Source organism: Hydrogenophaga palleronii (assembly GCF_031457455.1).
GTDB classification, from domain to species: domain Bacteria; phylum Pseudomonadota; class Gammaproteobacteria; order Burkholderiales; family Burkholderiaceae_C; genus Hydrogenophaga; species Hydrogenophaga palleronii_A.
Genome location: NZ_JAVDWU010000004.1, coordinates 304,371 through 322,748 on the forward strand (window position 1 = coordinate 304,371; position 18,378 = coordinate 322,748).

Here is an 18,378-nt window from a genome sequence, read left to right on the forward strand (position 1 = left end):
CCAGGGCTCCTTCAGCGGGTGTTGATCACGTCGCGGTGCATGGGTGCCAGCAGGGCCAGCATCTGGTTCTGGTGCGTGAACGGAATGCCGCGCGCGTCCATGCTCTGTTGCAGCACCTCGACCAGCGCATTGAAGTGGCCCTTGGTCACGTCCATGTTGGCGTGGGCGGTTTTCATGTCGGGACCCTTGTAGACGCAGGGGCCGCCAGCGAGCTGACAGAGCTGGTCGGTCAGCGAGCGTGAAAGGTTCTCCAGGTTGGTGTCGGCGAACTGCTCGCCGATACGCGGGTCGGCCTTGATGCGCACAACGAAATCGTCCATGAGGCTGCGGATGCCGGTCTGTTCGCCGAAGGCCTGGTAGAGACCTGCAGCAGGCGCCACCGGGTAGGCCGACGCGGCTGAAGGTGCCATGCTTGCGGACTGGGCGATGGCGTGGCTGCTGCCGAAGGCCATCAGGGCGAGGGTGGCGCTGGTGAAGAGGTGTTTCATGATCGTCTTGAGGAATGTGGGTGGAGGGGTTCGCGGGCGAAAGGTGTTCAGAAGGCGAACTGGGCAGACACGTAGACACCTGTCTGCTTCTTGTTGTTGGTGGTGGCGGGCACCACGCGGCCCAGGTCCACATAAGCTGCGGTCAGCGATACGTTCTTGCTCGGTGCCCAGGCAATGAAGATGTCTTTCCATGCGTCGGCCCGCAGGCCATCGCCCAGGCCAGCGGCGGCGCCGGCGCGTTGCAGCTTGTTGGGCATGTCGCGGTACTCAAAGCCCACGGCGACGTTCTTGCTGACCAGGTAGGCCACTGAAATTTCAGGCATGAACTCGTACCCGTTGTCAGCGCCGCCCAGCCGCGCACCGTGACCCAGCAAGCCGTTCTGGTTGGCCTTGGTGGCGCGCAGCGTGGCGTTGACCAGCACACCCTGGGCCAGGAAGAGCTTGGTGGCGCTCACATACACATCGGTGCCGCTGCGCTTGGCGCCCAGGGCGTCGAGTGTGCCGTCCAGGCCGCTGGAATCCAGTTGCTTGTGCTGCACGCCCACGGCGATCTGCGGCATCAGCGTGTCGCTGTCCAGGATGGCGTCGCCCGCAACGCGCACCTTGGCACCAAAGATGTTCTGTTTCAGGTCCAGACCCGGCAGGCCCAGCAGCGTGCCGGTGATGCCGGTGTCAAAGTTCTGGTGACCGAACGACAGCTCGAAACGGTCGTTCAAGCCCACGGCCACGCCGGTTGCGGTCAGGCCGTAGTCCTGGGTTTCTGCCCGGCTCAGGTAGGCCGACACGCCGCGTTCGCCTTCGGTGGCCTGGCTGCCGATCACGGCCCAGGGCGAAATGCCGCCGCCGGCAGCACCTTCCACCGTGCTCACGCCGCCGGTCAGCAGCAGCTTGCCGGTGTCGGCGTGGGCGGACGGGAGGGCGACCAGCAGGGCGGCGGCCAGCGGCAGCAGGCCTTTTGCGCGGGCAGCGCAGCGGTGGGGAGCAGCAGAAAGGTTCATGGGTCGTTCTGGGTTGGGTTGAAACGGACGGGTGGCGGTGGGTGCCGGGTCTGGGCCCATGGCCTTCAGGGTTCGACCTCTCCAGTACGCGCCACCGCTAGGAATGGATTCAAGTCGGCGCGCGGGGCTTGCAAAGCCGAGCAATCTGCTTGGTCTTTCTGAATCCAGTTCAGGTGTGCCCTGCGTATTGACCGTGACGGCTGTCACACACGGCGCTCCGTCAAGCACAGAACCCCACATCAACAAGACCACAGGAAACACCATGAACAACCACCAGCATCCAGCTTCCCTAATCACTTCACCGGCTTCGCGCCGGGGTTTCATCCGCGGCGGCAGCGCCTTGTCGGCCGTGGCCGTGGCGCTGCTCGCAGGCAAGGACGTGATGGCCCAAGGCATGAAGGGCGACACGTCCAAGGACGTGGACATCCTCAACGTGGCCCTGGGCCTGGAGCACGAAGCCATCAACGCCTACCAGCTGGGCGCCGGCAGCGGCCTGCTGCAGAAGCCCGTGATGGACGTGGCGGTGCAGTTCCAGGGCCACCACAAGACCCACCGGGACGCACTGGTGGCCACAATCCGCAAACTGGGTGGCCAGCCCGTGGCCGAGATGAAGCTCGACGAATACGCCAAGGCACTCAACGCGGGCGCGCTCAAGAGCCAGGGCGATGTGCTTGATCTGGCCGCGCGCCTGGAGCTGGGCGCAACGAATGCCTACCTGAGCGTGATTCCTGCGCTGGGCGATCGCGAGCTGGCCAAGGTCGCCGCGCGACTCGCTGCTGACGAAACCATGCACTACACGGTGCTCACCAGTGCGCTGGGTCGTCCGCTGCCACCGGGCGCACTGTCTTTCGGCGCTTGAACGTGTTCACCCCCGCCGCGCTGCGCGCGCCCCCTGCGAGGGGCAATGCCTGTGGACCGGCGAAGCCGGTTCCACGGCATTTCTGGACGAGGCACTTCGCTTCGGGAACGCTCCGATCCATCTTGAGAAGTGCTCACCCAAGTGCCATCCACTGCTTTTTTTTAACCACCAAATCGAGGAGTTACCCATGATCGTCAAGACCACCCTGGCCGCTGCCGCCATCCTTTCCCTCGCCGCCTGCGCCTCGAACATGAGCATGCCGGCACCCAAGATGTTTTCGCAAGCCAGCCTGCCCGCTGCGGTGCAGGTGCCGGCGGGCAACAAGGTTGTGATGGAGACCGTGGGCGTGGGCCAGATCACCTACGAGTGCCGCGCCAAGGCCGACATGCCCGTCCAGTTTGAATGGGTGTTTGCCGGCCCCGACGCCAAGCTGATGGACCGCAGCGGCAAGCAGGTGGGCAAGTACTACGGCCCGCCCGCCACCTGGGAAAGCATGGACGGCTCCAAGATCACCGCCACCCAGCTCGCCGTGTCACCCGGCGGCACAGGCAACATTCCGCTGCAACTGGTGAAGGCCAATCCCGCCATGGGCATGGGCGCCATGCAGGGCGTGAGCTACATCCAGCGTGTGGCCACCAAAGGTGGCGTGGCACCGGCCATGCCCTGCGGCGCGGCCAACACGGGCGCCAGGCAGATCGTGAACTACCAGGCCGACTACATCTTCTACAAGGCGGGTTGAGCTTCAGGTCATTCCCGGCGGGCTACCGCGCTGCTTCGGCCAGGGGCCGCGTGTCGGAATAGCTTTGGGCGAAGCGCTGCCCTGCATCTTCGGGAATACCGATGAGCAGGGTCGCGCTGCTGTCCCAACTGACGATTTCGAACAGTGCGCCGGGAAGTTGTGGCTTCACAGGCTCTCCGTTCCAAAAAGTAGGGTTTCCCTCGGAATAGGGCGAACTGGTCACGACGGAGCGAAAGCTCCTGGGAACTGCACTGAATACCGCCCAGATGAACTGGACTTCGACGCGCTTCAGTAGCTGGTCCAACACTGGGCCATCCATCCATTGGTCCTCATCAGAAAACCCTTCGGGATGGCGGTTGACTTCGATGTCGCTGATGTACCAGTCGAACTCACCAGGGGAGATGCCCATCGCCTCGAAAACCAGACGCATATTGGTGAAGTAGGTAACTTGATCGGTCTTTTCCAGAATCAGGTTCATCGATGTCACTCGTTGCACGACACTCATGAGGCAGACCGCTGGAACCCCTCCAGCAGGTTCACCGCGTTGGTGCCCACGGCATCCACGGCGTACCCACCTTCGAAGGTGAAGAGCGTGGGCAGTCCGGTGCTTGCCAGCGCCTCGCCTACAGCAAAGTAGTCATCGCTCTTCAGCGTGAAGCCAGAGATCGGATCGCCTTCAAAAGTGTCGAGTCCCATGGGCACCACCAACGCGTTGGCCTTGAACGCATCCACAGCGTCCAGTGCGCGGTCCAGTGTGGCTCGCCAGGTGGCGAAGTGGGTGCCGCGCGGCAGCGGCAGGTTCAGGTTGAAGCCTTCGCCTGCTCCCGCACCGCGCTCGTCTGCATGTCCGAGGAAGAACGGATATTCGGTGGTCGGGTCGCCATGGATGGAGAGCGTGAGCACGTCGGCCCGCTCGTAGAAGATGGTCTGTGTGCCGTTGCCATGGTGGTAGTCCACGTCCAGCACGGCCACACGGCCCAGTCCGCCATCGCGCAGGGCCTGGGTGGCAATGGCGGCGTTGTTCAGGAAACAGTAGCCGCCGAAAAAGTCCGTCCCGGCGTGGTGTCCGGGCGGGCGCGAGAGCGCAAACGCGCTGCGCTGGCCCGCGAGCAGTTCCCGTGCGGCGGCCAGTGCGCAGGCCGCGCCACCGCGGGCCGCGGCCCAGGTGCCCGCCGTCAGCGGTGAGCCAGAATCGAAAGAAAACAGGCCCAGGCGCGCCGCGAAGTTGGCTGGCAGCACGTCGGCCCGGAAACCATGTGGATTGCCCAGCGGCCAGACGGAGGGCAGGGCGTCGCGTTGCGCGTTGGCGGGGTCCATGGCCACCCATTCGTCCCAGGCACTGGCCAGAAAGTCCAGGTAACGGGCGCTGTGCACGCGGGCGATGGAAGCGAGCAGTTCAGTCTCGCTCACCGAGGGAGTTGCCAGCGCGCCCAGTGGCCTGCGCTGCAGTTCCGCCAGCACAAAATCCAGCCGGGCCGGCACTTCGTGGCAGGGCACCATGCGGCCGCGAAACATTTCTTCGCGCCCTTGGTGCAAGGTGTGGTGGGGGTTGTGGAAAGTTTTCATGTGCGGTACGGTGGCTTTGGGCAGGTTCAAGGAGGAAAGTGTGCCACTTGAAATCGGCGCCGTGCTGTGCATCATGATGCAGGGTCTGCTGCGTCGCCTCTGAACCCCTACACACACTCAAGGAGCCCACCATGTCATCCGGAAAAATCCTCGTCGCCCAAGGGGGCGGCCCCACCGCCGTCATCAACCAGTCGCTCGTGGGCGTGGCGCTGGAGGCGCGGCGCTTCCAGCAGGTGCAGCGGGTGTACGGTGCGCGCCATGGGGTGCGCGGCATCGTGGACGAAGACTTCCTCGACCTCACCCGGGAAACCAGTCACAACCTCGAAGCGGTGGCCAACACACCGTCTTCGGCGCTGGGCTCCACCCGCGACAAGCCCGACCTCAAGTACTGCCAGGAGATCTTCAAGGTGCTGCGGGCACACGAGATCGAACACTTCTTCTACATCGGCGGCAACGACTCTTCAGACACCGTGCGCATCGTCAACGAAGAGGCGCGCAAGGCCGGCTACCCGTTGCGCAGCATCCACATCCCCAAGACGATCGACAACGACCTGGTGGGCAGCGACCACACGCCCGGCTTTCCCTCGGCCGCGCGATTTGTGGCGCAAGCCTTTGCCGGTGCCAACCTCGACAACGCGGCCCTGCCCGGTGTGTACGTGGGCGTGGTCATGGGCCGGCATGCGGGATTTCTCACCGCTGCTTCCGCGCTGGGCAAGAAATTTCCCGACGACGGTCCGCACCTGATCTACGTGCCCGAGCGGGTGTTCGAGATCCCAAAGTTCCTGGCCGACGTGAAGGCCACCTACGAGCGCTTTGGCCGTTGCGTGATTGCCGTGAGCGAAGGCATTCACGATGCATCCGGCCAGCCCATCATCACCCAACTGGCCAAGGACGTGGAGAAGGACGCACACGGCAATGTCCAGCTCTCGGGCACAGGCGCCCTGGCCGATCTGCTGTGCGAAGAGATCAAGAACAGGCTGGGCATCAAGCGCGTGCGCGGCGACACCTTTGGCTACCTGCAGCGCAGCTTCATTGGCTGCGTGTCAGACGTGGACCAGCGCGAGGCGCGAGAAGTGGGCGAGAAGGCGGTGCAGTTTTCCATGTGGGGCGATGTCGATGGCTCGGTGGCCATCAAGCGCACGGGTTTTTATTCGGCCGACTACGAGCTGTTGCCGCTGGAGGCGGTGGCGGGCAAGACGCGGGTGATGGAAGACGAATTCATCGCCGCCAGCGGCACCGATGTGACCGATGCCTTTCGCCTGTACCTGCGGCCCCTGCTGGGCTCCGGCATGCCGGACGCCTTCCGGCTGCGCCCCAACGGCGTGGCCAAGGTGTTGAACACACGGTAACCGGACCCCAGGAAAAGTTCGCCTTTGCCGGGAACCTGTTCACCTCATGAGGCTTCCCATGAACAGGCTGCGTTCGGGCGCACCCCCTTTGCGAAACCCCCTCTTAAACGTTGTTGACCGCCATGTTGAAGTTCTTTTCCCTCCTGTGCACCTGCGTGCTGTTGAGCACAGCAGCCCATGCCGACAACTGCGATCCTCTCAAGGCGCAGATCGAGGCCAACATCGCAGCCAAAGGCGTGACGGGTTTTACCGTCACCGTGGTGGATGCTGAGGCCGCAGTGGTGGGCGACACCGTGGGCGCCTGTGGTCAAGGCACCAAGAAGATCGTCTATGCGCGGGGCGCGGAGTCAGCCGGTGCTGCATCACCTCGTCCCAGGCAGCCAACCCCCGACGAGGAAATCTGGGTCGAGTGCAAGGACGGTTCGATGGTCAAGGGCGGTGGCTGCAAGCCCTGAGTGCCATCGGGTGTGTTGAATGGCGCCCCGCTTCGGCGTGGGCTGTCGCCTTGCAGGTGCCGGGCGACGCACTGCACATCATCAATATCATCTCCTAGGGTTTTTCCGTAGCGTGTGGACAGCGAAGTGACAGGTGGTGACAGGAAGATGCCTGCCACCACAAGACACACGAGGAGATCGTCATGACGCCCCAATACGCTCACTAGCGCGCCTGCGCCGGGTGGATGGATCGATTGCCGTGGTGATCGGAACGCCATCTCTCCAACTCACCGAGCAGGTGAGTTGACTCACTCCAACATCCCCGCCATGACGGTGCCCCCCGTCAGGGTGGCGGCCGTCTGCCGTCCGACAAGGGCTGGGTGCGCGCCCTTGTCGAACGGTGGCCGTTGACGGGGCGGAACGCGACCGCCCTGCGTCCTACCGCGCCCGCACAGGCGCGGGTGTGGCATGCGTTGCGGCTGTTTCGTTCACCGCTGGCCAGGCGTTGCGTGGATCACTTCAGTGGATCGCGCCGTCTTGCTTCTCCCACTATTGAAATGAGAAAGTCACCATGAAAAAACATCTGATCGCCCTGGCCGTGCTGGGTCTGAGCGGAGGCTTGGCGCAAGCCCAGTCTTCCGTGACCCTGTTCGGCGTGGCCGACATGGCCATTGAACGCATCAAGGGCTCCACCTCGCTGGTGCGCCTGAGCTCGGGCCAGCAACAGGGTTCGCGCTGGGGCGTGCGCGGCGCAGAAGACCTCGGTGGCGGCATGAAGGCTGTGTTCCAGCTGGAAGCCGGCGTGAACCTCGATACCGGCACCAGTGGCCAGGGTGGCCGTGCCTTTGGTCGTCAGTCGTTCGTTGGCCTGACCGGTGGTTTTGGTGGCGTGCGCCTGGGGCGCCAGTACTCGCCCATGGACGACATCGCCGCCGTGGTCGGCACCAAGTCCTACGACGTGCTCAGCGTGGTGCCCATCATCGGCAACGGTGACTACAACCGTGTCGACAACGCCATCACCTACCTGTCGCCAACGGTCGGCAACACCAGCTTCCAGGTGCAGTACAGCCTGGGTGAAGAGCGCTCCAGCGCCGACGCCAGCCCCGACTTCGGCAAGCAGTTCAGCCTGCACGCGCTGCACGCCAGCGGTCCGCTCACGGCCGGCATCGGCCTGATGCGCGTGTCCGACGCCGACGGCACCGCGCCTGGCAAGCAGGGCAAGGACGCCGTGTTGCTGGTGGGCGCCTACGACTTCGGCATGATGAAACTCTCTGCCTACTACGACCAGGAAGACAAGGGCGACGAAAAGCTCAAGGTCATGGGACTGGCCGCCGCGTTCAAGGTGGGCGATCAGACCACGGTCTCCGTGGGTGTGGCCCAGGCCAAGGACGTCACCGGCGCAGCCGCTGCGCTGAACGACGATGCGCGCATCTTCACGCTCCAGGCCAGCCACAACCTGTCCAAGCGCACCGCACTGTATGCCCACCTCACGGCGGTGTCCAACGACGACGACGCCGCCCTGGGCTTCAACAGCCCCACCGCAGGCAGCAGCTCCAACGGCATCCAGTTCGGCATTCGTCACCGCTTCTGACCCACCACTCCAAGGTCAGTTTGGCCGGCACCTCACGGGGTGCCGGCCTTTTTTTGAGTTCGCTCAGGCGATGGGGCGGTCTTCTGCACCGATGAAAGTCACCAGTGGCGACAGCGGCGCAAAATTGCCCGCGCGCTTCTCCTTCATGGCGGCGATGGATTCGCGCACGTGCGCGTTACTCCAGATCGCACCCTGCAGCCAGCCCATCTGCCTCAGGCTGTCTTCCACCGAGTGGTCGCGCGCGTAGGTCACGGCCTGCTTGGTGCCCCAGATCGCCACCGGCGGTTTGCTTGCGATGTCCTTGGCGCACTGCAGCGCAGCGGCCACCGTGGCCTCGTATGTGTCAAACACCTCGTTCACCAGACCATAGGCCAGTGCCTTGGTGGCGGGCAGGCGGCGACCGGTGTAGGCCATTTCCTTGACCACCGCGAACGGGATGAGTTTGGGCAGTCGCTGCAGGGTGCCCACGTCGGCCACCATGCCGATGTTGATTTCCTGGATGCAGAAGAAGGCGTCGGCACTCGCGTAGCGTATGCAGGCGGTGGTGACCATGTCCACCGCGCCACCGATGCAACCGCCCTGGATGGCGCATATCACCGGGATGCGCAGGTTCTCGATCTTGGTGAAGGTGGTCTGCATGTCGGTGAGCAGGTCGAAGATGGCGGCACGGCCTTCGGGGCTCTGGTCGTCCATCTGGATGGCGCCGGCGAAGGTCTCCAGCGCCATGCCGGCGCTGAAGTGTTTGCCGGTGCTGCTGATGACGAGCGCCCGAGCCTTGCCTTCGTTGTGGATCTGCGTGAGCACTTCGTCCAGCTCACGCCAGAAGGTGGGGTGCATGGTGTTCATGGCCTCCGGGCGGTTGAGCACCAGGTGGGCGACATGGTCAGCTGTCGAGCTCAGGGAAAAGCAGGTCGGTGTGTTCATCGGTGGCCTTGTCTCGGGGCGTTTTGGGAGGGGTGGATTCACTGTAGCCGGGCGCTGCGGCATCTTCTGTCCCGGGCTTGACGAGCTTGCCCACCCGCACGCCCAGCAGGCGGATGCGCCGGCTCAGATCCACGCGCTTGAGGCACAGACCGGCCTGGCGGCGGATGGTGGTGGCGTCGTCGGTGAAGTGCTCGATGGTCACGTCGCGCGTGACGATCTGGAAGTTGTCGTAGCGCAGCTTCACGCCAATGGTCTTGCCCCGGTAGCCCTTGCGCTGCAGGTCGGCCGCCACCTGTTCGCACAGGCGGGTGAAGATGGCACCCAGTTCCCCGCGATCGCGCACCGCGTGCAGGTCGCGCTCGAAGGTGGTCTCGCGGCTCATGCTCACCGGCTCGCTCTCGGTCACCACCGGGCGCTCATCGCGGCCCCAGCTCACCTCATGCAGCCAGGCGCCATAGCTCTTGCCAAAGTGTTCGATCAGCCACGCGCGCTCGCGTGCGGCCAGTTCGCCAATGGTGTGGATGCCGTGGCTCTGCAGTTTGGCATCCGCCTTGGGGCCCACGCCGTTGATCTTTCGGCAGGGCAGGGGCCAGATCAGGCTTTGCACGTCTTCAGGTTGAACGATGCTGATGCCATTGGGTTTCTTGAATTCGCTCGCCATCTTGGCGATCAGTTTGTTGGGTGCCACGCCGATGGAGCAGGTCAGGCCGGTGGCCTGGAAGATGCTTTTCTGGATCAGCCGCGCCAGCACGCGCCCGTTTTCGCGCTGGCCGCCAGGCACATCGGTGAAGTCGATGTACACCTCGTCCACGCCTCGGTCTTCCACCACCGGCGCGATCTCGGCGATGGTGCTTTTGAACAGGCGCGAGATGCGCCTGACCTCGTCAAAATCCACCGGCAGCAGGATGGCCTGCGGGCAGAGCTTGGCGGCTTTCATCAGCCCCATGGCGGAGCCCACGCCGAACTGGCGCGCGGCGTAGGTGGCGGTGGTGGCCACGCCGCGCCCGGTGTAGTTGGCCAGGCGCGGGAAAAATTCGACCGGGATGCGGTCGAGCGTGTCCGGTCCCCATTCGCGTTCCGGGAATGCAGCGCGCAGGCGCTCGAACATGTCGTCGTCACGCCGCCGCCCGCCACCAATCACCACCGGCAGACCCTTGAGCTGCGGGTAGCGCAGCAGCTCCACCGAGGCAAAAAAGGCGTCCATGTCCAGATGGGCGATCCGCCTTTGAACAGGGCGATGTAAAGGGGTGGGCGGGGTCACGCGGGCAAGCATAGCGGGATTACCATGGCAACGCTGGGCGTCTGTCGCGCCCATGCTTGCAATCAAGAAGGAACCCCTATCCATGAACACCTTGTCGCGCCTGCTGACCGCTCTGCTGGTGGGAGCAGGCATTGCCCTGGCCGGCTTCGCCGTGGGTCAGGGGCTGGAACGCTTTCGCATGTCCGACCGCTCGGTCACGGTCAAGGGCCTGGCCGAACAGGCGGTGGAAAGCGACTTCGCCATCTGGACACTGGGCTTTCGCCGTGCCGGCGCCGAGTTTGGCGCGGTGCAGCAGGCGCTTTCAGGTGACCGCGACCAGGTGGTGGCGTTCCTGAAGGCACGCGGTTTCACCGACGAAGAGATCGAAGCCCGGCCCCTGCAGGTGCAAGACCTCTACGCCCGCGAATACGCGCAGGCCAACCAGCCTTTTCGCTTCAACGGCACCGGTCAGGTGCTGGTGAAATCGGCCCGAGTGGCAGACGTGGAAAAGGCCGCGTTGGCGATCGACCCGCTGATTCAGGCGGGCGTGCAACTGGGCGGCGAAAACGAAGGCGGCCGCAGCGGCCCGCGCTACCAGCTGCGCGGCTTCAACGACATCAAAGCGCCGCTGCTGGCCGAAGCCACCCGCAACGCCCGCGAACAGGCCGACAAATTCGCCGCCGAAGCCGGCGCCAGCCTGGGGCCGCTGAAGAACGCCAACCAGGGGGTGATCCGCATCACCGGGGACGATGGCAACGACTACGACGATGGGGGTTCACGCACCAAGCGGCTGCGGGTGGTGAGTACGTTTGAGTACGAACTGAGATAGCTCATTCGCGATTGGGCTGCGGTTTTGCTCCCTCGCCCCTCTGGGGAGAGGGTTGGGGTGAGGGGCCTCGCGCGCCAATCACCTTTCTTCCTGAAGCTTGGTTTGGCCGGGTCTCGGCCCGGCGGCCGACTTACTTTCTTTTGCTTCGCCAAAAGAAGAGTAAGCAAAGAAAAGGCGAGCCGAAGTCCGGGGCCCTTCAGGCTTCCTTGCGCTGCTCGCGTCGTGGGGGAAATTCGCAAACTTGTCCGCTTCGCGGCCTTCGGACATGCGAATTTCTGATCCCCACGCCGCTGCGCTGCTCAGCCCGGCCACACGGCAAAGGCGGGATCGGACTCCCCTGCAGGCGAGCGTACCTTCACACTGATTTCTTGATCCACCAGCCCTTGAACAACCACGGCAGGCTCGGACCGGTGCTTGCCGATACGCCGCCCTTGTTCTCGGCGCTCACGCCGATCTCGGTTGCACCTTCGAGTGCGTCCGCAGCCACCGGCATCTGAAACGTCTGGTACTTGCTCTCCACCACGCCCAGCGAACGCGGCGCGGCGTCGTCGGCCATGGCCCAGATCTGCATCGAATCCTCACGGCCTTCGCGCACGTCATTCAGGCGCTGCACCAGCAACGTGCCCTGCTGCGGGTCATAAGTGATCAGCATGGCAGGCTGGCCCTGGCTGTCTTGCAACACGGATACGAACCGCACCTGAGCCGTCTGGTCCAGCCGGCCCTGCAGGTGGCTGATCTGCGACTTCAGTTGTTCGAACATGCTCGCACTGGTCGCCCAGGCCAGCAACAGTGCGATCATCAGCACCACGGAAGCAATGCGCCACCAGGGGCTGACGCCGGTGCGGGGAGAGGGTGGGTTCATGGAGCGTGGAGGACGGAGTGGAAAAGGGCAGCGCACATTGTCCGACAACCTCAGCGACGCACATTGCGACAAGTCAATCCCAAACCAACTTTCCGGAGCGAAGTGCCTCGGTCCAGGGACACCGAGGAACCGGCTTTGCCGGGCCTCTGGTGTCGCCCCCTTTCAGGGGGTGACGGGCGAAGCCCGGCGCGGGGGTGGGCCTGTTCACAGGCCCTTCGGAAACGTGCCGGGCAACAAAATGGACTTGTCCACCGTGTCCACCTGCGTGTGCCCGCAGAAAGCCATGGTCAGGTCCAGCTCCTTGTGCAGGATCTGCAGGCATTTGGTCACGCCGGCTTCACCCATGGCGCCCAGACCGTACAGGAACGGGCGGCCGATGTAGACGCCCTGTGCACCCAGGGCGCGGGCCTTGAGCACGTCTTGCCCGCTGCGGATGCCGCCGTCCATGTGCACCTCGATCTGCCCGCCCACGGCATCCACAATGGCTGGCAGCGCTTCGATGCTGCTTTGTGCGCCGTCCAGTTGGCGGCCGCCGTGGTTGCTCACGATCAGCGCATCGGCACCGGACTGCACCGACAGTTTCGCGTCTTCCACGTCCTGAATGCCTTTGAGGATGAGCTTGCCGCCCCAGCGCTTCTTGATCCATTCCACATCGCCCCAGTTGAGTCCCGGATCGAACTGCTTGGCGGTCCATTCGCTCAGGCTGCCCATGTTGTCCACGCCGCTCACATGGCCCACGATGTTGCCGAACTGGCGGCGCTTGGTGGCCAGCATGCCCAGCGCCCAGCGCGGCTTGGTGGCGATGTTGATGATGTTGGGCAGTGTGAGCTTGGGGGGGGCCGACAGGCCGTTTTTGAGATCCTTGTGGCGCTGGCCCAGAATCTGCAGGTCCAGGGTGAGCACCAGCGCACCGCAGCCGGCGGCCTTGGCGCGGTCGATCAGGCGTTCAATGAAGGCGCGGTCTTTCATCACATAGAGCTGAAACCAGAAGCCGGGCCCTGCGTGTTCTGCTACTTCCTCGATGGAGCAGATGCTCATGGTGGATAGCGTGAACGGCACACCAAACGCACGCGCGGCCCGCGCGGCCAGGATTTCACCGTCGGCATGCTGCATGCCGGTCAGGCCGGTGGGCGCAATCGCCACCGGCATGGCTACCTTCTCGCCGACCATGGTGGTGGCGGTGCTGCGGTTCTCCATGTTCACTGCCACGCGCTGGCGCAACTTGATCTTCTGGAAGTCGTCGTTGTTGGCTCGGTAGGTGCTTTCGGTCCATGACCCGGAATCGGCGTAGTCGTAGAACATGCGCGGCACGCGCTTCTGTGCCAGCACGCGCAGGTCTTCGATGTTGGTGATCACGGTCATGGGGTTGTCTCCGGGGGTGTTGTGGGCTGAACTGCGGTCGATGTTAGCGAGGTGGTCTCGAAAAGGCTTGTGAAAACAGGCTTGCGGGGTTTGAAATTTCTGAAACCGCTCATGCCGGGGCCGGGTGCAGTTCGCGCAGACAGTCCAGAAAAGCGTGGGTCATGCGCAGCGCCTCTGGCGAGCGCCGCACGATGGCGCTGTAGCCGCAGGTGTAGCGCAACAGTGCCGGGTTGATGGCGCGCAGACGCCCGTGAGTCACAAAAGTCTGGGCATAGTGGTCGGGCAGAAAACCCAGGTAGTGGCCTGAGAGGATGAGCAGCGCCACACCCTCCTGGTCGGACGCGGTGGCCGCGCGCTGCAGCCGGCGCTGGTGGGTCAGTTCCATGTTTTGTGAGTGGTAGCCCAGCGCGGCCAGGGGCTGCTGGCGCAATGCTCGCCAGTCGGCCCGGGCTGGGGGCGCGCTGAACCACGGGTGGCCTGCGCCCGCGTACAGCAGCATGTTTTCGTCGAACAGCGGCGTGTAGTCCAGGCTGTCCGAGCGTCGGTGCTCGGGCACGATGCCGAGCTGGAACTGGCCGTCCATCACACCACGTTCGATCACCGCAATGCCGTTCACGTGCAGGTGCAACTGGATCTGCGGCGCGCGTTCGCGCAGCAGCGCCAGGGCCTTCGGGATGTGCGCGGCGGGGTTGCTGGCGGTTTTTTCGAACACCGCCACGTGCAGGTCGCCACCCAGGCGCTGGTGGATGTCGTGCAGGCTGCCGCGAAAGCCTTCGGTGGCGGCCAGCAGGCGCTGGGTGGCCTCGTAGAGCTGCTGGCCCTCCGGCGTGAGCGCAAAGCCCGCGCGCCCACGCCGGCACAGCACCAGGCCCACGCGGGTTTCCAGGTCCTTGATGTGGCGGCTGATGGTGGACATGGCGATGTTGAGCTCCAGCTCGGCCGAGGCCATGCCGCCGCAGTCCGCCACCGCCTTGAACACCCGCAGCAGGCGGATGTCCACGTCGCCCAGTTGGCCCAGAACGGCCCGGTGTTTTACTTGCATGTTTTGTAAAGTCAGGGTAGATAGGTTGTCATTTATACGAGTAAACCGCGCGCCCCAGAATGCGCATTACCCCACCCCGAGGAGAACCCCATGGACCTGACCGACAGCCAGCACCTGCAGAACGCCCCCCGCACAGACGCCGCCTGGCTGGCGGCGCACTGGATGCCCTACACCTGCAACCGGGAATTTCAGGCCAATCCCCGCCTCATCACCAGCGCCAAGGGGGCCTACTACACCAGCCACGACGGCCGCCAGATCTTCGACGGCCTCTCCGGCCTGTGGTGCAGCGGCCTGGGCCACGCGCGCAAGGAGATCGTCGACGCGGTGAGCCGCCAGGTGGCCACGCTCGACTATTCACCCGCCTTCCAGTTCGGCCACCCGCTGGCGTTCGAGCTGGCCAACCGAATCGTTGAGCGCATGCCCACCGGCCTCAACCGCGTGTTCTTCACCGGCTCGGGTTCGGAGTCGGCCGACACGGCGCTGAAGATGGCGCGCGCCTACTGGCGCACCAAGGGCCAGGCCAGCAAGACGCGGCTGATCGGTCGCGTCAAGGGCTACCACGGTGTGAACTTCGGCGGCATCTCGGTCGGCGGTATCCCGGCCAACCGCAAGCTGTTCGGCCAGGGCGTGGAAGCCGATCACCTGCCCCACACCCAGCCACCGAATGGCAGCTTCTATCGCGGCATGCCGCCCGAGGCCGGCCCACATGGTGCCGCGCTGGCCGACGAACTGCTGGGGTTGATCGCGCTGCACGACGCTTCCAACATCGCCGCCGTCATCGTCGAACCCTTCTCGGGTTCGGCCGGCGTGGTGATCCCGCCCGTGGGCTACCTGCAGCGCCTGCGCGAAATCTGCACCGCGAACAACATCCTCCTGATCTTCGACGAAGTCATCACCGGCTTCGGCCGCACCGGCAGCTGGACCGGCGCGGAAGCTTTTGGCGTCACGCCCGACATCCTCAACATCGCCAAGCAGGTCACCAATGGTGCGCAGCCGCTGGGTGCAGTGATCGTGCGGCAGGACATCTGCGACACCTTCATGGCCGCGGGTGGCCCCGAGTACATGCTGGAGTTCCCGCACGGCTACACCTACTCGGCCCATCCGGTGGCCTGTGCCGCCGGCATCGCCTCGCTGGATCTGCTGGAGAGCGACAACGCCTTAGAACGCGCGCGCGAACTTGCGCCGCATTTCGAAAACGCCGTGCACGGCTTGCAGGGCGGGAAACACGTGGCCGACGTGCGCAACTTTGGTCTGGCTGCAGGTATCACCATCGCGCCGCTGCCAGGCGAGCCGGCCCGTCGGCCTTACGAGATCGCCATGGCCATGTACCAGAAGGGCTTCTATGTGCGCTACGGCGGCGACACGATCCAGCTTGCGCCGCCTTTCATTAGCACGCCGGCGGAGATTGATCGCATGGTGAGTGCGCTGGGTGATACGCTGAACGCCACTGTCTGACTCCCTCGCTCCTTTGGGGAGAGGGCTGGGCTGAGGGGCCTCCGCGCGCCAGTTCTATTCTTTTCCGGAAGCTTGGTTTGGCCGGGTCTCGGCCCGGCGGCCGACCTACCTTTCTTTGTCTCGCCAAAGAAACGTAGGCCAAAGAAAGGCGAGCCGAAGTCCGGGGCCCTTCGGGCTTCCTTGCGCTGCTCGCGTCGTGGGGGATATTCGCAAACTTGTCCGCTGCGCGGCCTTCGGACATGCGAATTTCTGATCCCCACGCCGCTGCGCTGCTCAGCCCGGCCACACGGCACCAGCGGGATCGGGAGCGGACTCCCCTTCTCGGAGCCGTGTCTCTACTCCCTCACCTCTCTGAGGAGAGGGCTATGCCGTTGGCTGCCCCGGCGCCAGGCCACTCGCCACCAGGTGCACGATCAGTTCTTCCGCGTTGTCAAAGTCGCGCGCGGTCAGCGCCGGTTTGCCCAGCAGCAGGGCGAACTGGGCCTGTTGTTCAGCGTAGGCCTGTGTGACCGTCCAGATGATGAACATCAGGTGCGTGAAGTTCACGCGTGCGATGCGGCCTTCGCGTGCCCAGCGCTCGAAGGTGCGCACCTCCTTGCGCAGCAGTGGGCCCACGCGCGTGGTGATGGCTTCGCCGTACCTTGGTGCACCGGCGATCACCTCTTTGGTGAACACCTTGACGCCATTGGGGCGTTCGCGCGAAAAGCGCAGCTTCAGACGCACGTAGGCGCGCAGCGCTTGCAGGGGGTCGTCGCCGTGTGACAGCTCGTCCATGCCGGCCAGCCACTGATCCAGCACGTCGTCGAGCACGCGTCGGTAAAGCGCCTCCTTGCTGGCGAAGTAGTAGAGCAGGTTGTGCCGGCTGATGCCAGCGGCGGCGCCGATGTTTTCGAGGGACGCGCCCTCGAAACCGAACTGGGCGAACTGGTTTTCGGCCTCCTGCAGGATGGCCGCTTCCTTGCGCAGACGCGAGGCCGTTGGGGCCTTCGCAGGCGGTGTGTCGGGCCCGGGTGAAGAGGAGGTTTTTGCCATCGCACCATTGTGGCGCAAGCTCCTTGCCATTTTCTGGCATGGGCTTTGCTATAGGGATTTCACCAATTGGTAAAACTTTACCAGTCGGTAAATTGCAGCAGTTCGCCGTGGTTGTGTGCAAAGTCAGGGAGCCGAAGAGCGACCCCATGTGCACACCGATTGTTGTTGTCAGTACCCGCCCCACAAGGAAAACCGATGGACACCCTCACGAGCCGCGCCTGCGGCGTCCATGCCGCTCGCCTCAATCTGGCGGACTACGCCGTCAACTTCAGCGATGCGCACCCGCCGTTGACCCGCCCCCAGGCGCTGATCGAAGCCGAGCGCTGCTATTACTGCCACGACGCGCCCTGCGCCACTGCCTGCCCCACGGGCATCGACATTCCTTCGTTCGTGCACCGCATCGCGCAGGACAACAACCGGGGCGCGGCGCGCGCGATTCTCGAAGCCAACCCGCTGGGCGGCATGTGCGCCCGCGTCTGCCCCACCGAGGTGCTGTGCGAACAGGCCTGCGTGCGCAACACCAACGAAGACAAGCCGGTGGAGATTGGTTTGTTGCAGCGCTATGCCACCGATGCGTTCTTTGCCCGGCCGGGTGCGCCGCTGTTCCAGCGTGAAGCGCCCACGGGCAAGCGCGTGGCCGTGGTGGGCGCAGGGCCTGCAGGGCTGGCCTGTGCACACGGTCTGGCACTGCGCGGTCACGACGTGGTGCTGTTCGAGTCGCGGCCCAAGCTCGGCGGCCTCAACGAATACGGCCTGGCCAGCTACAAGACCACCGACGACTTCGCGCAGAAGGAGGTGGCATGGCTGCTGTCGGTGGGCGGCATCGAGGTGCGCACCGGCCAGCAGCTGGGCCGCGACATCACGCTCGACGGTCTGATGGCCGGCTTTGACGCCGTGTTCCTGGGCCTGGGCCTGCAGGGCGTGAACGCGCTGGGCATCGCCGAGCCCACGGCTACGGGTCTGCGCAATGCGGTGGACTTCATCGCCGAATTGCGTCAGAGCACAGACCTGTCCACCCTGTCGGTGGGTCGCCGCGTGCTGGTGATCGGTGGCGGCATGACGGCGGTGGACGCGGCCGTGCAGTCGCGCAAGCTGGGGGCAGAAGACGTCACCATCGTCTACCGCCGCGGCGCTGAAGCCATGTCGGCATCGCGCGTGGAGCAGCAATGGGCACAGACGAACGGCGTGACCATCCGCCACTGGGCCGCGCCGCAGGAACTGCTGTGCGAGGGCGGTGCCGTCAAAGGCATGCGCTTCGCCGCCACGGCACTGCGCGACGGGAAGCTGGTGGAAACCGGCGAGACCTTCACGCTGGAAGCCGACATGGTGCTCAAGGCCATCGGTCAGACCTATGTGGCCGAGCCCGTGGGCAAGGCGATCGCGCTGCAGGGCGGGCGCATCGCCACCGATACAGCAGGCCGCACCAGCCTGGCGCGCGTCTGGGCCGGCGGCGACTGTCGCGCGGGCGGGCGCGACCTCACGGTGGAAGCCGTGGAGCACGGCAAGCTGGCCGCGCTCTCCATCCATGAGGCGCTGAGCGTGCCCGTGGCGCTGGTGGCCTGACCCCGCCCGGCCCCCGCCCCCAAAGCCCGACGAACGCCAACGCCA

18 protein-coding genes are annotated in these 18,378 nt (G+C 64.8%); 8 read left to right on the plus strand and 10 right to left on the minus strand.

What is annotated here, in order from left to right:
* Positions 1–11: 11 nt before the first annotated feature.
* The gene (locus J2W49_RS11545) at positions 12–488 is read right to left on the minus strand and encodes a group I truncated hemoglobin (RefSeq protein ID WP_405001012.1); all 477 of its coding nucleotides are present in this window, start codon (positions 486–488) and stop codon (positions 12–14) included.
* 47 nt (positions 489–535) lie between these two features.
* The gene (locus tag J2W49_RS11550) at positions 536–1,486 is read right to left on the minus strand and encodes a DUF3034 family protein (RefSeq protein ID WP_310315792.1); all 951 of its coding nucleotides are present in this window, start codon (positions 1,484–1,486) and stop codon (positions 536–538) included.
* A gap of 262 nt (positions 1,487–1,748) precedes the next feature.
* Between J2W49_RS11550 and J2W49_RS11555 the strand changes: the two genes are divergently transcribed.
* Together J2W49_RS11555 and J2W49_RS11560 are read left to right on the plus strand one after the other, a co-directional pair.
* Entirely contained in the window at positions 1,749–2,345 is a 597-nt protein-coding gene (locus J2W49_RS11555; protein WP_310315794.1) for a ferritin-like domain-containing protein, read from the plus strand.
* A gap of 187 nt (positions 2,346–2,532) precedes the next feature.
* Positions 2,533–3,084 (plus strand): DUF3455 domain-containing protein, encoded by a 552-nt coding sequence (locus J2W49_RS11560; protein WP_310315796.1) that lies wholly within the window; start codon positions 2,533–2,535, stop codon positions 3,082–3,084.
* Positions 3,085–3,106: 22 nt separating this feature from the next.
* On the opposite strand, the gene J2W49_RS11565 is transcribed toward J2W49_RS11560, so the two are convergent.
* Complete coding sequence (locus J2W49_RS11565; protein ID WP_310315798.1) at positions 3,107–3,562, minus strand: hypothetical protein; 456 nt, start codon at positions 3,560–3,562, stop codon at positions 3,107–3,109.
* A 23-nt stretch (positions 3,563–3,585) separates the two neighbouring features.
* Positions 3,586–4,650: a histone deacetylase family protein gene (locus tag J2W49_RS11570; protein WP_310315800.1), complete on the minus strand. Its 1,065-nt coding sequence runs from the start codon at positions 4,648–4,650 to the stop codon at positions 3,586–3,588.
* 131 nt (positions 4,651–4,781) lie between these two features.
* On the opposite strand from J2W49_RS11570, the gene J2W49_RS11575 reads away from it, so the two are divergent.
* From J2W49_RS11575 to J2W49_RS11585, 3 genes are all read left to right on the plus strand, one after another.
* The gene (locus J2W49_RS11575) at positions 4,782–5,999 is read left to right on the plus strand and encodes a 6-phosphofructokinase (protein ID WP_310315802.1); all 1,218 of its coding nucleotides are present in this window, start codon (positions 4,782–4,784) and stop codon (positions 5,997–5,999) included.
* A 122-nt stretch (positions 6,000–6,121) separates the two neighbouring features.
* Positions 6,122–6,454, plus strand: coding sequence for a DUF1161 domain-containing protein (locus J2W49_RS11580; RefSeq protein ID WP_310315804.1), 333 nt, complete (start codon positions 6,122–6,124; stop codon positions 6,452–6,454).
* Between the two features lie 550 nt (positions 6,455–7,004).
* Positions 7,005–8,024, plus strand: a complete 1,020-nt coding sequence (locus J2W49_RS11585; RefSeq protein ID WP_310315806.1) for a porin — start codon at positions 7,005–7,007, stop codon at positions 8,022–8,024.
* Positions 8,025–8,087: 63 nt separating this feature from the next.
* Here the strand turns inward: J2W49_RS11585 and J2W49_RS11590 are convergent, their stop codons facing one another.
* Together J2W49_RS11590 and dinB are read right to left on the minus strand one after the other, a co-directional pair.
* Positions 8,088–8,948 (minus strand): enoyl-CoA hydratase-related protein, encoded by an 861-nt coding sequence (locus J2W49_RS11590; RefSeq protein WP_310315808.1) that lies wholly within the window; start codon positions 8,946–8,948, stop codon positions 8,088–8,090.
* Positions 8,908–10,221 carry a DNA polymerase IV gene (gene dinB, locus J2W49_RS11595; protein ID WP_310315810.1) on the minus strand — a complete coding sequence of 438 codons (1,314 nt, stop codon included), beginning with the start codon at positions 10,219–10,221 and terminating at the stop codon, positions 8,908–8,910. Before dinB ends, J2W49_RS11590 begins: the two co-directional genes overlap by 41 nt.
* 70 nt (positions 10,222–10,291) lie before the next feature.
* On the opposite strand from dinB, the gene J2W49_RS11600 reads away from it, so the two are divergent.
* Complete coding sequence (locus J2W49_RS11600; RefSeq protein ID WP_310315813.1) at positions 10,292–11,017, plus strand: SIMPL domain-containing protein; 726 nt, start codon at positions 10,292–10,294, stop codon at positions 11,015–11,017.
* A gap of 355 nt (positions 11,018–11,372) precedes the next feature.
* Here J2W49_RS11600 and J2W49_RS11605 read toward each other — a convergent pair whose 3' ends face one another.
* From J2W49_RS11605 to J2W49_RS11615, 3 genes are all read right to left on the minus strand, one after another.
* Entirely contained in the window at positions 11,373–11,879 is a 507-nt protein-coding gene (locus tag J2W49_RS11605) for an anti-sigma factor (protein ID WP_310315815.1), read from the minus strand.
* Between the two features lie 204 nt (positions 11,880–12,083).
* Positions 12,084–13,241 carry an alpha-hydroxy acid oxidase gene (locus tag J2W49_RS11610; RefSeq protein WP_310315817.1) on the minus strand — a complete coding sequence of 386 codons (1,158 nt, stop codon included), beginning with the start codon at positions 13,239–13,241 and terminating at the stop codon, positions 12,084–12,086.
* A 109-nt stretch (positions 13,242–13,350) separates the two neighbouring features.
* A complete protein-coding gene (locus tag J2W49_RS11615) occupies positions 13,351–14,283 on the minus strand; it encodes a LysR family transcriptional regulator (RefSeq protein WP_310315818.1) in 933 nt (310 codons plus the stop codon).
* A 90-nt stretch (positions 14,284–14,373) separates the two neighbouring features.
* Here J2W49_RS11615 and aptA point away from each other — a divergent pair, with 90 nt between their 5' ends.
* Positions 14,374–15,738 carry an omega-aminotransferase AptA gene (gene aptA, locus J2W49_RS11620; protein ID WP_310315820.1) on the plus strand — a complete coding sequence of 455 codons (1,365 nt, stop codon included), beginning with the start codon at positions 14,374–14,376 and terminating at the stop codon, positions 15,736–15,738.
* 363 nt (positions 15,739–16,101) lie between these two features.
* On the opposite strand, the gene J2W49_RS11625 is transcribed toward aptA, so the two are convergent.
* Positions 16,102–16,770 carry a TetR/AcrR family transcriptional regulator gene (locus J2W49_RS11625; RefSeq protein WP_310315823.1) on the minus strand — a complete coding sequence of 223 codons (669 nt, stop codon included), beginning with the start codon at positions 16,768–16,770 and terminating at the stop codon, positions 16,102–16,104.
* Positions 16,771–16,965: 195 nt separating this feature from the next.
* Here J2W49_RS11625 and J2W49_RS11630 point away from each other — a divergent pair, with 195 nt between their 5' ends.
* Entirely contained in the window at positions 16,966–18,333 is a 1,368-nt protein-coding gene (locus tag J2W49_RS11630; protein ID WP_310315824.1) for an NAD(P)-dependent oxidoreductase, read from the plus strand.
* Positions 18,334–18,378 lie beyond the last annotated feature (45 nt).